This window comes from Paraburkholderia panacisoli, assembly GCF_008369935.1.
GTDB lineage: Bacteria > Pseudomonadota > Gammaproteobacteria > Burkholderiales > Burkholderiaceae > Paraburkholderia > Paraburkholderia panacisoli.
The window spans coordinates 142,244-156,584 of the sequence record NZ_VTUZ01000019.1 but is presented as its reverse complement, the minus strand read 5'-3'; the positions used below and the strand labels follow the sequence as shown (position 1 = coordinate 156,584).

Here is a 14,341-nt window from a genome sequence, read left to right as displayed (position 1 = left end):
TGCCCTGCTTCAACGCTGTTCGAGACTCGCTCAGTCTGGCGGGTGCCGCGCATGCGAGCCACGCGCGCTCTATCGTCCATGCGGTCCATGACGTGGCCGCCGGCTTCGGGCTTGACCGCCGCGGCGCGTGTGGCCCTCACGCCTCAGTCCTCGATCCTTTCCAACCCTTCCGCGCTGCGATCCGCGACGCCCGCCCACGCGCCCGCGGCCAAGCCCATCTGCGCGACCTCTTCCAGCGTCAACGGCTGCAGGCGTTCGCACAACGCGGCGACCTTCTCCCACTGCGCACACTCCAGCGCCTCCACCACGCTCAGCAGTCCGCCCAACACGCCCTCGCGGCGCAGGATCGCGGCCTGGATCGGACGCGACAGCGTCAGCACGTTCAACGTGCTTTCGAGCGAGCCGCCGAACACGGCGTCGACGAATGAGAACACGCCGGTCAGAAACGCCGCGTCGGCCTCGTCGCGGCCCGCCTCGGGCAGGCGCTCGATCGCCAGTTCCATGAAGCGCGCGCGGGTCGCCGCGAGTTGCAGCAACGGGTCGTCCTCGAGCGCGACCTTGCGGCCGTCGGCATAGAGCAGCAACTGCGTCCAGCGCGCGATGCGGTCGGTGCCGGTCGCGTTGATCGCGTCGCGCAGCGTGGTCACCTTATGGCCGACTGCGAGACCGCTCGAATTCGCGAGCTTCATCAGGTGCATCACCAGCACCGGATTCAGCTTCAGTTCGGCTTCGAGTTGCGCGACGGTGGGGTCGCCCGCCAGCAATTGCAGCAGATTGAGCAGCGCGTGACGCGGCGCGCTGACGCGGCGCGACGCCGAGCTTTGCGCCCGCGCGAAGAAGTAGCCCTGAAAGCGGTCGAAGCCGAGAGCATGCGTCGCTTCGAAATCGGGCTGGGCATCGATACCGGATGCGAGCAGCAGCTTGCCCGCCGACTTCAGCACGCTCACGAGCTTGGGCAGCAGCGCACGCGGCGCACGCGCGACGTCGATCTTGACGACCTCGGCATAAGGCAGCAGTTTGGCGAACGTCTCGTTGGGCTGCGTCACCTCGTCGAGCACGAAACGATAGCGCCGGCCATGGAGTCGCACGATACGCGCGATCAGTTCGTCGTCGATCTCGAACGCGGACGACAGCTCGAACATGAAGCGGTCGGCGGGCAGCCGCAGAATGAAGTCGTCGAGCAGCATTTCGCGGCTGACATCGACGTACGCGACATGCCCGGTGAGCGCACCGCGCACATCGCCTTGCACCAGGCCGCGGATGATGCCTCGCGCCACCTGTTGCGCGGGATCGCACGCGCGGCCCGGCAATGCATCGGGGTCTGCCGCCTGGCTTGCATCGGTTGCTTCGACCGGCGGCAATGCCGCAGCCCGCACCTTGATCTCGTAGCCACAGAGCATTCCGTCCCGGTTCAGAATCGGCTGCCGGGCGAAGCTGGCGAGCGATTGCGCGTTGTCCGCCGCGCCGGTCTGGCTCAGAGTCTCGATTGCGATGGTGGTCATTCCGTTCCCCCGCGCGGCGCTTTCGGCGCTTGCCGCTGTATTTTGGTTTTAGCCGCCCCGTGTCGCGCGTTCGTTGACCCGGGTGAGCCCGTGGCGCCGACGGTATGCCCGCCGATTTTAGCGCAGCCCGCCAGGCCCGGAAACGTCAACGGCGCAATATCTCGAAATAATTGGTGAGGGGCCGGCGACGATGCAACGATGTCCCGACGACGATTGGCCCCGGAATCGGACGATACCCCGATGCAGAGCCAAGCGATCAAACCGCGTTCGACCGCAAGTGAGAAACATGGAAGTCAAAAGCGTGCTGTCAAATGGATTCGCAATGCAGTTCACGCGCGCTCCATTTCCGACAGACCGATATCGTTTCATCGATCGCGAGTTTCTGATCACTACCTACCTCACCGACCTGGCAAACTGCGCGCCGTGGTGCCCGACCCATTGCAGCTCGGCTGCGCGGCCGGTGAGCTACGCGTTCATTCCGAGCCGCGCCATCTGCTCGCCCAGTTGACGCTGGCGCTCGGTGAGGTTCGACTATCGGGAGCCGCCGGAGCCGAAGGTACGCTAAGGCGCTGCAACGGCAATCGGCGGGGTAAATAAACTCCTCCCGCAAAACGGGCGAAGGCCGATGTGTCGCATCATTCCAGTGGAACCTTGGTCTCCTCCCTTTTGCATATAGCCTCCATGTGCGCCGGATTTCGTGCTTGGGTCGTAACTTGTCTGCGCCCATGTCCCGGCGCGCTCACTCACCGAATGTAGTGTGTGAGCATAGCAAGCAGACCCATTCCTATCCCCACACTGAGAAGTGCGTTGCGCCAACGGAGGTAACTCAATGCCACCGCCAATAGCGCAACGATCTGGTGTCCGATTGGCGCGGCAGAATGACCAGCAACGATGGAGTGCGTGACCAGAATAACCATTACGCACATAGGAAGTTCCAGATTGAGCATTATCATCCATGAACTTCGAAGGACTGAGCGGTGCATCAATGTGGGCAACGCACGCAGTAAGATTGTCAGCGCGCTCATAACCCCTACGGCGAGCCATTGTTCAATTGTTCCCATCACTCCCTCGCGCGGTTTCTCCGTCCAATACCAGCGGAAACGCGACCGCTCGTGTCAGCAGCATGAACAAGCCTACCCCCAGCGAGACGATCAACGCGTAATTGGGCAGCAGCGCCGCGGCGACAATGTAAGCACCGGTGCCGACCACCGCCGGTATCCAGCGACGCCGAGCCAAGTATTGTTCCACGGTCAAGATGGTAAACAGCGCCGGTAACGCAAAATCGAGATTTGGTATCCATTGCGATACCTGCTTGCCAAGCAGTACTCCCAACACGGTGTCACCGACCCAGTAACCGTGGTTAACCAGACTCACCGCAGTCGAAAGATGACGGCGCTCTCCTTCAGGAAGGGTTGTCAGGACAGAATAGTTCTCGTCGGTGAGTACAGCTATGACATACGCACGGCAAGCGCGCGCCTTTGGCAAGGTGTCGAGCAATGGAATTGCGTAAAGTATGTGTCTCAAGTTGATCAGCAGTGTGCTGAGAGCAACCGTGCCAAGGCCGCCTGTTGCGGTGAGCATCGGAACAGCAGCAAATTGCAGTGCACCAGCAAAGATGAAAATACTCATGGCAATCACGAGCACGGGCGACACGCCCGCCTGACAGGCAAGCACACCGAATGCAAAACCCGTTGGGATGTAGCCCATCCCAACGGGCGTCGTCAGTCCAATGATGAGTTCTCGCCTACTGGTCATGACGTTGCTGGCCCCTCATGAGCGCTTTGCGGAGCGTGGCTAAGCGCATCCGACGTCTTGTAAAGCGAAAATGACTTGATCGCCGGCCGAATCGCTTCCTCTTCACCGAACAAGCCGATACAGACGACGCGGCTCTCCCCAGGCCTGGCCGACAAGGTCGCCGACTGCTGCTCGGTGGCGCTCGCGCCAACCATGGAGTCGATAAAAACGTTGTGCAGAATATTCGCCTCCTTGAGTTGCAGTACGAGCCTCTCCAACTGGCTTGAGCGCTTCGCACGGAGCACGACCACTGGATATTCGCTAATGTGACAATTCGCCCCAAACGCCGGACTCGGGTAAGGCAAAAGACTCCACGCAGAAGGAACATTGGCGGCCACGAGGCCAAGCACGGTATGCGCAGCCGCGTTGAGAATAGTCGGCACAGGAAACTCAGCGTTGACGACGAGCACCGTCTTTCTGGAACTATCGAGGTATTTGATTTTCACTCTCCTGAAACAAGGGCTGCTTTCTCTTGCTGCGAGAGCCCGCCCGCAGTCGAAGCCGAATAAGTGCATGTGATACTCTGCAGCCACAAGAATTGATGTTCAATCATGTTACGCATACTCCACAGCTCGCGCCGCGCAAAGCCTGGCTTATCCCCATCGCTGATCACCAACTGGCGCAGATACAAACTACGCGTCCAGTCGCGCGAATTCTGCCCCCCAAAATGGGCCAAATGATGCCAGTCATGCGCGGGAAGATCTGCCACCAGGCAAGCCACGCGAACGGGGAGATGAAGGAATAGCATTCTTGTTGTCCATCTGCATACACGAAAAAAGTGCACTAAATGGCTATTTGAATTGCTCTCACAGGACGGATACTTCTCTCCGCAGAATCGGCCCCAGCATCGGTTCCTATAATCGTTCCAGTCATCGACGGCGCCCCCGGCGACGTTCCATGCATGTTCTGTGAGAAATTGCAGCAGAGCACTGACGTGGTAAAGAATGAACATCGGAACGAAAACAGCGACGGCATAGGCCTTCCAGCCTGCGATCACAATTAGCGCAACATGAGCCAACGCAACGCCTATCGCGAGAACCGTTTCACCACGGGTGTTGCGCAAAAAGACTGACTTGAGACGTGCGCGGGCAAACACGATGTGGAATACCGGACTCGCAATCGTCATCCAGAGATTCATCCACAATTCACCTCTTTCACGCCCAGGAATAAACCCGAGCTTCGCCAGAAAGGCAGCATCCGCATCACGCTCGGTCGTAAAGATGTGAGCGTTGTGATGTTCGAGATGTTCTTTCCGGTATTCGACGCTGTTTTGCACAAAGATTAACGATGGCAAAACCCGTGCATATAGCTTATTCAGCCGTGGACTTCCAAAGAGCCGGTTATGGATCGCATGATGCAAATGCGTAACTTGCATCTTTCTGAGCAGGCCGACTAGAACAAACCACGACAGGACGATGAGTGGCAGTACGGCCAAAATATTCTGACTGGCAAGCCAGATAAGGGCGGCAAAAAAACCTATGCTAGAAACCAGGGTTATAAAGACATCCAAAGAGTTCGACAGGACAAGACGCGGCTCGGTTGCCTCAAGCGGCTTACCCGTTATCCAGGTCAGGATAGGCTGTATGACACGAGGCAGCGCGTGCATCGATTCCCTTGCACCGTTTTCAAACATGCTAGTCACTTTGGTTAGCGAAATGAGGTGGATAGGTTCTACCCTGCCGTATTGCAATCGCATCGACCCGTTTCAGGCTTTCTCTGCCCGAAAACGCAGGCGCGTGTAATCGATCGTCCATCGTCCATCATTGCGAAGCAGACGGGGGGCTAACTGGCGCGTCACTTCATCAAGCAGCGGGTCGCGCGCTTCCTCTTCCAATACGGTGAGATATGGACTTCCGAATGTTCTAATCCAGTCACGCACCGGATAGTCAATCACCACCGGCCGATCGAATAGCTCAATGTGCGAAACGACGAATCCCCCTTCTTCCAGCACCGCTCTATATTCCTCGACCTTCGGCAGATACCATGGGTCAATCTCCGCCGCGTCGAAGCCGCGGCGCGTCAATGCCTCATGCACAGCTTGCCTGATGTGATACGCGTTTCTCGCCCCAGCAAACTCGCCAACGAATCGCCCGCCGGGTTTCAGAGCCTTTTCTACGTTTTTCACCACAGCATCGGCACGAGGCATCCAATGCATCGCCGCATTGCTAAAGGCACCATCAAAATCCTGGAAGAAGTCCATCTCTTCCGCATTGCCGACGCGAACATCCAGACCGCGTGCCCGCGCGACCGCGACCAGCTCTGGGCTATAGTCCACACCAGTCATCAGGGCACCGGTCGAGGCAATCTTTTCAGTCAGATAGCCGTCTCCGCAACCGATATCGATAATCCGCTCGCCCGGACGAGGGTTTAGCAATTCGACGGCCCCCGTGGCAAGATCACCGACAAACCGGGCATTACTTTCATAGAGCTGAGGACTCCACTTTTGGTGTATCGACGTACCGCGTACAAACATTTTTCCAGTCATTGCTGAACCCCGACCCGTGTATGAATATCTGTCATCGCCTTTGCAGTCTTGCCATCCACATATGTCCTGTTGAGCATCGTATGATCCGTATGCGTGGGACCCGAATCTGAATCCGGGTGATAGATGACAATCCGCATGTTCTCCTCACCACTCTGAAAGCTATGCGCAACACCAGGCGGGATCACGAAAGCTGTACTGGCGCAAAACTCCACCAGTCCCTGATGCGTTTCACACTGACCGCTACCGGACAGGATTAGACCTACCCGTATCGTCGGATGGGTATGTAAGGTTTGCGATGTATTACGCGGTAAATGCAGAAAATTCAGACAAGGCTCGCCGCGGACAGGCGGTGCAATCAACAAACTACTCGTGCATCCGCCGATATAACGCAGTCGACCGAACTCCTCAACCGGTCCACCCACGAGCGTTGCGCCTTGATAACCCACGCTCGCGACGAGTAACACTTCAGTAACGCCTTTCAATGTCAATGCGCCAGGAAAGCAACCGAATTGCCCGGCCCTTAGCCAATAGACATTCCCGTCATGCGACACCTCCGCCTCGCCCGATTGCACGATGATGAAGTGCGTGGAATCTCCGTCCAGGTATTGCACGCCGCCAAGCGAAACGGCGACCCTAGTTGGATAGTCCATCTGACCGTAGTCTAGCGAGATAGCCTTGCTCATCGGAAACACCAACATTTTGTCGGTGCTGGGCAAAAACACGTCAACATCCGTCATTAATCTCGTCCTTCACGATTCCAATATTGAAGGTGGGAGATTAAACCCTGGATTTTTTTGAGAGACGCCTATCGATCAGGCAGGTTGTAAAAAGATATCGATGTGGTAAATGGCGCGGATCTATCCAGTGCGGCAAGCGGTACTTCCGGTCACGGTTCTGAACTTCCGCGTTTTAGAAGACGTCGTAACAAGGAATGGCACCACCGCGTGAATATGAGGAATCCTGATATTTCATGAATAAGACAGAATCCTCCTGACTGCGTTCCAGCCCGAGCATTTTCAGTAGAAAGCATCGATATCCGATCGAGCCGGAATGGCGTCGGCGAGATTCTGTCGAGGAAAAACTGGCCATCGCGCGAGAGAGATTCACATCGGCCGCGACGGCTTCGGGCGTTGCCCGGCGCCACGGTGGCAACGCGAACCAGGTGTTCACATGGCGCAAGCCATGTCAGGAAGACAGACTGATAGCCTGGAGGGTTGGCGAATCTGCCGTCTGGACTTCGCAGCTGGCCGCTCCGATGAAGAAAGTCAAGGAGTTGCGGCGGTGACCTGGCAAAGAGACCATGCCGAACGGGATTGCTCGGGGAGCTGAGGAAAGGGAGGGAGCAAAAAGTCTGAATGCACGCTCGCCCTGATCGCCCGCGCGCTCTTTCCGGTTCGTGGTCCTCGCTTGCAACTTCGTTCCACGCTCGCCTCCCACATCCGGGCGCGCTCGACAGTTGCGCTTCGCCTGGTTCGCTGCGGTCAGTCGTGCCGAGACTTCCGCCCGTAAGAATGCGCCCATGCTGGGCGCACAATACAAACGGCCGCTATTGCGGCCGTTTGCATCAGCATCCAACTTCGTCGCGCAAAGCTTCACGCGCAATACACGACAAGCCGCACGTCGCGCGTTACTTCAACACGACCTTCACGTCGAAATACTTCGCGGCAAGGCGATCAATCGTACCGTCCGACTTCAGTTCCTTCAGCGCCTCGTTCAGCGCATCCTTGAGCGCCTTGTCGTTCTTGCGGATGCCGTAGCCCACGCCCGCGCCGAGCAACTTCTCGTCGGTCACAGCCGGACCCGCGAAATCGAAGCCCGCGCCTTGCGGCTTCTTCAGAAAGCCTTTCGATGCCGCTTCCGCGTCCTGGAACGATGCATCCAGACGCCCCGACGCCAGGTCGGCGTAGATCTGGTCCTGGGTCTGATACGGCACGACGTCGACGCCGGCCGGCGCCCAGCGCGCCTTCGCGTAGGTTTCCTGAATCGTGCCCTGCAACACGCCGACGTGCTTGCCCTTCAGCGAGGCCGGCGTCGGCAGCAGAGCGCTGCCCTTCTTCGCGATCATCTGATTCGGAATCTTGTAGATCGGATCGGTGAAATCAACCGCCTGGCGGCGCTGATCCGTGATCGTCATGTCCGAGTTGATCGCGTTGAACTTGCGTGCTTCCAGCGCCGGGATCAGGCCGTCGAACGAATTCTCGACCCACACGCATTTGGCCTTCAGCTTTGCGCACACGGCGTTGCCGACATCGATGTCGAAACCTTGCAGCTCGCCCGACGGCGACTTCGATTCGAACGGCGCATACGACGCCTCGACGCCGAAGCGCACTTCCTTGATCTCCGCCGCCGACGCGGCGCCCGCCGCAACCGCCGTCGCCGCGAACAGCGCGAGCGCGGCCATGTTTCGCCAATTCATCTTCATTACGGGTGTTCCTCTACGGTATTGAATAAAACGGAGCCAGATCGGGCGGACAGGCTTGCCGCGCCGGAGTGCGATCCAGACTCGCGCGGCTGGCGTGGTGCAGTGCAACAGCCGCGACGCCGGGATTGTACAGGGTTCGGGGGACACCCGGCCCGCATGTCTAGACAAGTTGCGACAAGGTATCCGCAGTGGTCTCGATCACCAGCAGACCGGCGCGCAAGCCAGGCTTGACCGTCGCGTTTGGAAACACGATGCGCTCCTCGTCGTGACGCACGGTGTAGCGATACTCGCCGTCGCGTGCGAGCAAGGTGTCTTTCGCGAACGGCGTGAAGTTGGGCACGTCCGCCGCGAACAGCAATTCGAACGCCTCGCTTTGCTTGGTGAGCTGGCCGATCACCGTGAACACGCGCGGCAACGCAGCGCCCGCGCTTGCGGGCGTGCTGGCCAGCAGACGCCGCAACGCTTCGTCCGCGCCGGCGAAGCGCGTCAGATCGTTCTCGCCGAACGGTCGCACTTTGCCCAGTTCGAGGGTGCACGCATCGGCCCCACAGGTCTGCGCGGTGAAGTGCGAATAGGTGTTGCCTTTGGTGGTGTGCAACAGGACCGCGCTGATGCGCGCGTCGCCGAGCCACTCGAACATCGCGCGAGAAAACGGCTTGCCGGTATGCGGCAGCAACGCGAACTGCTCGAACGCGGATGCGCGAATCGCGGTGTGCATGTCAATATGCCAGCGCGCACCGCACGCATCCGGCGCCGCCGCGAAGAAGCGCGTCGCGGCCTGCTCCAGCGCCGCGGCGCGCGGCGCTTCATGGCTGTGCGGCACCTGCAGATGACGGCCGCTGAAGAGCCGGTTCAGATCGTCGTCGCGATAACGGACCGCGTCGCGCATCCCGTCGACGTTGCCGAGAATCACCAGCAGACGGCACGTCAGCGCGGCGCCGCCTTGCGCGATATCGCGCACCAGCCGCGACAGCAGTTCGATCGGCGCGGTTTCGTCGCCGTGGATGCCGGCCGACACCAACACGCTGCGTACATCGGCCGTCGGCGCGGCGGGCTCCAACACGAGCACGCCGTCGTCGAGCCATGACCAGCGCACGCCGTTCGCGCATACGCCTTGCGCGTCATGCGCGGCAGGCCGCGTCCCCGCCAGCGTATAGGCGAGCCAATCGTCGAGCATCATTGGAACAGCCATCGCGTGTTCAGCGCTGGAAGTCATACAGCGAGCCCAAACCGAGAATCTGCGTGAGCTCGTCGAGCGCGGTGCGCGACTCGACGAGCAATTTCGGATCGCTCAGGTCGGCCGGCGCGAGCCGGTCGCGATAGTGCTTTTCGATCCATGCGTCCAGCCGGCCGAACAGCGCGTCGTCGATCCATACGCCCGGCGTGACCGCCGCGCGCTCCGCGTCGTCGAGCACCACGCGCAGCCGCAGACACGCCGGGCCGCCGCCGTTCTTCATGCTCTCGCGCAGATCGAACACCAGCACGTCGTCGATCGGGCCCGCGTGCGAAGCCAGCTCGTCGAGGTAGGCCGCGACGCGCGGGTTCTCGCGGCATTCCTGCGGCACCACCAGCACCTGCTTGCCGTCCGGGCGCGTCAGCAACTGGCTGTTGAACAGATACGACGTGACGGCATCGGCCACGCTCACCTGCGCGTCCGGCACTTCGATCACGTTGAAGTCCGCGCTCATGCTCGTGAGTTTCGTGCGCAGTTCGTCGTACACCGCGTTCTGCTCGACGAACGCGAGTTGATGGCAGAACAGCGTGTTGCGGTTGCCGACCGCGATCACGTCGTTATGGAACACGCCCGCGTCGATCACGTCGGGGTTCTGCTGCGCGAACACGGTGCCCGCATCGGCCAGCCCGTGACGGTGCGCGACCGCGCGGCTCGCCTCGAAGGTCTGACGCGCGGGAAAGCGCTTCGGCTCCGGACCGCGACGATATTCGCTGCGGCCATACACGAAGAATTCCACGCCGCGCGCGCCGTAGTCCGCGCAAAAGCGCGTGTGATTCGCCGCGCCTTCGTCGCCGAGCGCCGGCGTGCCGGGCAGCGCCTCGTGCACCACGAAGCGGTCGGCATCGTTGAATATTGCGCGCAGCGTGTGGCGCGTCGATTCATGCTCGATCGCGCGATGCAGCTTGCTGCACAGATTGGCCGGCGTGAAATGCACGCGGCCGTCGTGCGTATCGGCCGAGGGGCTCACGGTCGCCGCGTTCGCGGTCCACATCGCCGAGGCCGAACTCGCGGCCGCGAGCAACTCGGGTGCGTTCTTCGCGACGCGCGCGATCACCGTCGCTTCGTCGCCGGAGAAACCGAGTTCACGCAACAGGCGCATCGACGGACGCTCCTGCGGCGGCAGCACGCCCTGATGGAAACCGAGGTCGGCCAGCTGCTTCATCTTGCGCAGACCCTGGCGCGCCGCGGCCTTCGGATTCGCCACCGACTTCTCATTGTTCTGCGACGCGACGTTGCCGAACGACAGTCCCGCGTAGTTGTGAGTCGGGCCGACCAGGCCGTCGAAATTGGCTTCAGTGGCTTGCATCGTCGATCCTTAGAATTGAAGGCCCGGCGAGACGCTCGCGGGCATTTGCAGTTGCGCGCTTTCGACGGAAGCCATCGGGTACGCGCAATAGTCGGCGGCGTAGAACGCGCTCGGCCGGTGATTGCCCGAGCGGCCCGGACCGCCGAACGGCGCGCCGGACGACGCGCCATTGGTCGGCCGGTTCCAGTTGACGATGCCCGCGCGGATGGTGCGCTGGAAATGCGTCCACAGCGCTTCGTCGTCGGCGAGCAGGCCCGCGGACAGGCCGAACTCAGTGTCGTTGGCTTTTTCCAGCGCTTCATCGAAGCTGCCGTAGCGGACGATCTGCGCGAACGGGCCGAAGTGCTCCTCGTCGGGCAAATCCTTCACGCCGGTCACGTCGAGAATCGCCGGTGTGACGAAGCCGAGTTGCGGATCGCGCTGCTCCATCTTCAACAGCGCCTTCGCGCCGTCGGCGAGCAGCCGTTCCTGCGCGGCGACGAGCCGTGACGCCGCGCGCGCCGAAATCACCGCGCCCATGAAGGGCTGCGGATCGGCGTTATATTCACCGACGCTAATGCGTGACGTGACATCGACGAGGCGTTCGACAAAGCGGTCGCCGAACGCGTCGTTCGGCACGAAGAGTCGGCGCGCGCACGTGCAGCGCTGCCCTGCCGAGAGAAACGCCGATTGAATCGTGTGATGCACGGCGGCATCCACGTCCGCGACCGGGCCGATCACGAGCGGATTGTTGCCGCCCATCTCCAGCGCCAGCACGATCTCCGGCCGGCCGCCGAACTGTTTGTGCAGCAATGTTCCGGTGTCCGAACTACCGGTAAAGAACAGGCCATCGATCTGCCGGTGATTTGCCAGCGCAATCCCGGTTTCCTTTTCGCCCTGCACCAGATTCAGCACGCCGGCGGGCAAGCCCGCGTCGTGCCAGATCTGCACGGTGACCGCGGCCACGCCGGGCGCGAGTTCGGACGGCTTGAACACGACCGCGTTGCCCGCGATCAGCGCCGGCACGATATGTCCGTTGGGCAAGTGGCCAGGAAAGTTGTACGGCCCGAATACAGCCACCACGCCATGCGGGCGATGCCGCAAGACCGCTGTGCCGTCAGCCATCGCCGAGCGCTTTTCGCCGGTGCGTTCGTTATAGGCCTGAATCGAGATCTCGACTTTCGCGGCCATCGACGCCGCTTCGGTGCGTGCTTCCCACAGCGGCTTGCCGGTCTCGCGGCCGATCGCTTCGGCGAGCGCTTCCTTGCGCTCGGTGACGAGCGCGGCGAAGCGGCGCACCACGCCGCAACGCTCGTCGAGGCTCAACGCCGACCACGCCGCGAATGCGCGGCGCGCGCTGCGCACGGCGCGATCGACATCGTCCGCCGACGCACTGTTGCCTTCCCACACCGTCGCGCCCGTACCGGGGTTGCGCGAGGCGAATGCGGGTCCGGTGGCGGCGGCCCATTCGCCGTCGATGAAAAGCTCGCTCATGATCATCCTTGTTTGTGTTTCTGCGGCTGCACCCGCACCGGGTCGCCTGCGTTGACGCCGAGTGCGGCGGCTTCAGGCGCGCGCAGACGGAACACGCCGTCTTGCGGCACACCGGCCACTACGCCGACGCGAAAATCGCCCAGCGACGTATTCGACACCATCGACCTGGGCCCATCCTGCGGCGCGGCTGCCGACGTATCGACGATCTCGGCCGGCACCAGCACGCTTTCGCGCACGGTGCGCAAGTCGGCGATATGGCATTCGAGCACGGGACCCGCGTCGAAGATATCGACGTGGTTCTCGTAGCGCAGCCCTTCCGCTTCGAGCATGCGGCGCGCGGGAATCGTGTCGTTATGCGTGAGGCCGACGCATCGCTGCGCCTCTTCCGGCAACAGCTCGACATATACCGGATAGCGCGGCATCAGCTCGGCAAGAAACGCCTTGCGGCCATGCGAACTCAGATAGTCCGCCGCGTTGAAATCGATCTGGTAGAAATGCGAGCCGACCGCGCGCCAGAACGGCGAAGTGCCTTCCGCGTCGAAATGGCCGCGCAATTCCGCGCACAAACGCTGCGGGAAACGCTCGCGAAACTGCGCAAGAAACATGAAGCGCGAACGCGACAGCAGCCCGCCCACGCCGCTCGTGCGATAACGCGGGCTCAGAAACAGCGAGCACACTTCGGCATAACCGGTCAGGTCGTGCGAGATGTTCAACGCGCTCATGCGCGTCCAGATGCCGAGGTCCTGGCTCGCGTGCACCACCGTGCTCACGCGATAGTTGTAGAACGGCTGCTGCAGGCCGACCGCCGTTTCGATCCCGCACACGCCGGCCACGTCGCCGGTGTCGGTGTCTTCCATCACGAAGAAATAGCCCGCTTCATGCGGCTCGGCCTTGTCTTCCATCGTGCGGCGTGCACGTTCGACACGCGCGGCCAGCGCCTCGCGGTCCGGCTTGAAGGTGGTGAGGCCCGGGCCGGTTTCCTGCGCGAGCCGCATCAGCGCATCCACATCGCCTCGTTGTACAACGCGAACGACGATCATTGCGCGTCTCCCGATTGTTCATCCTGATGCGGCGCATGCAGCGGCACGCAGCGCACCGCATCGCCCTCTTCCACGCCGAGCGCGGCGCGCGCCGCGTGCGACAGCGACGCGCCCGCGTCCTTACCTGCGACCAGCTCGCCGAGCACGCAGCGGAATTCGCCGGCCGCGCCGTTATGCGCGATCAGATACGTCGAGCCATGCGCCGCGGCCGACTCGCGGACCAGCCGCGTTTCGTTGCGCGTGACGCAGGCGCTGCGATCCACCTGCGCGGTCAGCACCGGGCCCGCGTCGAAAATGTCGACGAAGCGATCCGTTTCGAAGCCTTCCTCAAGATGAATTTCATACGCGAGCAGCGCCTTCGAATCCGGCTCGCCGAGCACGCGCTGCGCCGCTTCCGGCAGGAGCGGCACGTACACGGGATAGGTCGGCATCACTTCGGCGATGAAGGTACGGCTGCGGCCGCCCGATTCGATTTCGATGTCGGCGAAATTGCGGCCGAAGAACTTGCGCCCCACCGCTTCCCAGAACGGCGACACGCCGTTCTCGTCGGTGACGCCGAGCAGCAGCGAGAACACCTCGGGTGTGAAGCGCTTGCGATTGGCGGCGATGTACATCATCCGCGCGCGCGACATCAGATGCGCGGCGGGCTCGCCGCGCAGCGACGGGTCGATGTAAAAACCCGCGAGCCGGCTCTTGCCGGTCAGTTCGTGCGACATGGTCAGCGCGTGAATCTTGCGGTTCACGTGCAGTTCGCGCGACGCATGAATCAGCGCGTCGTTGCGAAACGCGTAGAACGGGTCCGAATAACCGGCCGCGGCGACAATGCTCGCGGTGCCCATCAGTTTGCCGCTCTCGCTGTCTTCGAGCACGAACAGATAGAACTCCTCGCCCGGAAAATCGACATCCGCGCGAAACGAGTCTTCCGACAACGCAACCCGCGCTTCGAGCGCGCGCCGGTCGTGCGGCAACGAATGCAGCACCGGTTGCGCAGTGCGCGCCATATGTTCGAGTGCATCGAGATCGGCGAGGCGGCCGGGACGTACGAAGAGCATCATCGATCCTGTTGAATGTGACGCATGCGCCGG

14 protein-coding genes are annotated in these 14,341 nt (G+C 61.6%); 1 reads left to right on the top strand and 13 read right to left on the bottom strand.

What is annotated here, in order from left to right:
- Positions 1-143: 143 nt before the first annotated feature.
- The 7 genes from FVF58_RS26540 to FVF58_RS26510 form a co-directional block, all read right to left on the bottom strand.
- Positions 144-1,502 carry an EAL and HDOD domain-containing protein gene (locus FVF58_RS26540; RefSeq protein WP_149672791.1) on the bottom strand — a complete coding sequence of 453 codons (1,359 nt, stop codon included), beginning with the start codon at positions 1,500-1,502 and terminating at the stop codon, positions 144-146.
- 743 nt (positions 1,503-2,245) lie between these two features.
- The gene (locus tag FVF58_RS26535; protein ID WP_149672790.1) at positions 2,246-2,563 is read right to left on the bottom strand and encodes an AzlD domain-containing protein; all 318 of its coding nucleotides are present in this window, start codon (positions 2,561-2,563) and stop codon (positions 2,246-2,248) included.
- On the bottom strand, positions 2,550-3,209 hold the full coding sequence (locus FVF58_RS26530; RefSeq protein WP_246217206.1) for an AzlC family ABC transporter permease: 660 nt from the start codon (positions 3,207-3,209) through the stop codon (positions 2,550-2,552). Before FVF58_RS26530 ends, FVF58_RS26535 begins: the two co-directional genes overlap by 14 nt.
- A gap of 44 nt (positions 3,210-3,253) precedes the next feature.
- Complete coding sequence (locus FVF58_RS26525) at positions 3,254-3,742, bottom strand: DUF2000 domain-containing protein (protein ID WP_246217205.1); 489 nt, start codon at positions 3,740-3,742, stop codon at positions 3,254-3,256.
- Positions 3,739-4,929, bottom strand: a complete 1,191-nt coding sequence (locus FVF58_RS26520; protein ID WP_188130934.1) for a fatty acid desaturase — start codon at positions 4,927-4,929, stop codon at positions 3,739-3,741. The genes FVF58_RS26525 and FVF58_RS26520 overlap by 4 nt, the downstream gene beginning before the upstream one ends.
- 72 nt (positions 4,930-5,001) lie before the next feature.
- Complete coding sequence (locus FVF58_RS26515) at positions 5,002-5,781, bottom strand: class I SAM-dependent methyltransferase (protein ID WP_223191173.1); 780 nt, start codon at positions 5,779-5,781, stop codon at positions 5,002-5,004.
- A complete protein-coding gene (locus FVF58_RS26510) occupies positions 5,778-6,518 on the bottom strand; it encodes a cupin domain-containing protein (RefSeq protein ID WP_149672787.1) in 741 nt (246 codons plus the stop codon). Before FVF58_RS26510 ends, FVF58_RS26515 begins: the two co-directional genes overlap by 4 nt.
- Positions 6,519-6,775: 257 nt before the next feature.
- Here FVF58_RS26510 and FVF58_RS54830 point away from each other — a divergent pair, with 257 nt between their 5' ends.
- Positions 6,776-7,066, top strand: coding sequence for a transposase (locus tag FVF58_RS54830; RefSeq protein WP_149672813.1), 291 nt, complete (start codon positions 6,776-6,778; stop codon positions 7,064-7,066).
- Positions 7,067-7,408: 342 nt separating this feature from the next.
- Here FVF58_RS54830 and FVF58_RS26500 read toward each other — a convergent pair whose 3' ends face one another.
- The 6 genes from FVF58_RS26500 to aruF form a co-directional block, all read right to left on the bottom strand.
- Positions 7,409-8,203 (bottom strand): ABC transporter substrate-binding protein, encoded by a 795-nt coding sequence (locus FVF58_RS26500; RefSeq protein ID WP_149672786.1) that lies wholly within the window; start codon positions 8,201-8,203, stop codon positions 7,409-7,411.
- A 160-nt stretch (positions 8,204-8,363) separates the two neighbouring features.
- Positions 8,364-9,419, bottom strand: a complete 1,056-nt coding sequence (astE, locus tag FVF58_RS26495; RefSeq protein WP_149672785.1) for a succinylglutamate desuccinylase — start codon at positions 9,417-9,419, stop codon at positions 8,364-8,366.
- Positions 9,403-10,743 (bottom strand): N-succinylarginine dihydrolase, encoded by a 1,341-nt coding sequence (gene astB / locus FVF58_RS26490; protein WP_149672784.1) that lies wholly within the window; start codon positions 10,741-10,743, stop codon positions 9,403-9,405. The genes astE and astB overlap by 17 nt, the downstream gene beginning before the upstream one ends.
- Before the next feature lie 9 nt (positions 10,744-10,752).
- Complete coding sequence (gene astD / locus FVF58_RS26485) at positions 10,753-12,216, bottom strand: succinylglutamate-semialdehyde dehydrogenase (RefSeq protein ID WP_149672783.1); 1,464 nt, start codon at positions 12,214-12,216, stop codon at positions 10,753-10,755.
- A gap of 2 nt (positions 12,217-12,218) precedes the next feature.
- Complete coding sequence (astA, locus tag FVF58_RS26480) at positions 12,219-13,256, bottom strand: arginine N-succinyltransferase (protein ID WP_149672782.1); 1,038 nt, start codon at positions 13,254-13,256, stop codon at positions 12,219-12,221.
- On the bottom strand, positions 13,253-14,308 hold the full coding sequence (gene aruF, locus FVF58_RS26475) for an arginine/ornithine succinyltransferase subunit alpha (protein WP_149672781.1): 1,056 nt from the start codon (positions 14,306-14,308) through the stop codon (positions 13,253-13,255). The genes astA and aruF overlap by 4 nt, the downstream gene beginning before the upstream one ends.
- Between the last annotated feature and the right edge of the window lie 33 nt (positions 14,309-14,341).

Coding starts and splice junctions, on each gene's coding strand:
- FVF58_RS26540 (WP_149672791.1), bottom strand. CDS start 1,502: ATGACCACCATCGCAATCGAGACTCTGAGCCAGACCGGCGCGGCGGAC.
- FVF58_RS26535 (WP_149672790.1), bottom strand. CDS start 2,563: ATGGGAACAATTGAACAATGGCTCGCCGTAGGGGTTATGAGCGCGCTG.
- FVF58_RS26530 (WP_246217206.1), bottom strand. CDS start 3,209: ATGGGCTACATCCCAACGGGTTTTGCATTCGGTGTGCTTGCCTGTCAG.
- FVF58_RS26520 (WP_188130934.1), bottom strand. CDS start 4,929: ATGTTTGAAAACGGTGCAAGGGAATCGATGCACGCGCTGCCTCGTGTC.
- FVF58_RS26515 (WP_223191173.1), bottom strand. CDS start 5,781: ATGACTGGAAAAATGTTTGTACGCGGTACGTCGATACACCAAAAGTGG.
- FVF58_RS26510 (WP_149672787.1), bottom strand. CDS start 6,518: ATGACGGATGTTGACGTGTTTTTGCCCAGCACCGACAAAATGTTGGTG.
- FVF58_RS26500 (WP_149672786.1), bottom strand. CDS start 8,203: ATGAAGATGAATTGGCGAAACATGGCCGCGCTCGCGCTGTTCGCGGCG.
- astE (WP_149672785.1), bottom strand. CDS start 9,419: ATGACTTCCAGCGCTGAACACGCGATGGCTGTTCCAATGATGCTCGAC.
- astB (WP_149672784.1), bottom strand. CDS start 10,743: ATGCAAGCCACTGAAGCCAATTTCGACGGCCTGGTCGGCCCGACTCAC.
- astD (WP_149672783.1), bottom strand. CDS start 12,216: ATGAGCGAGCTTTTCATCGACGGCGAATGGGCCGCCGCCACCGGACCC.
- astA (WP_149672782.1), bottom strand. CDS start 13,256: ATGATCGTCGTTCGCGTTGTACAACGAGGCGATGTGGATGCGCTGATG.
- aruF (WP_149672781.1), bottom strand. CDS start 14,308: ATGCTCTTCGTACGTCCCGGCCGCCTCGCCGATCTCGATGCACTCGAA.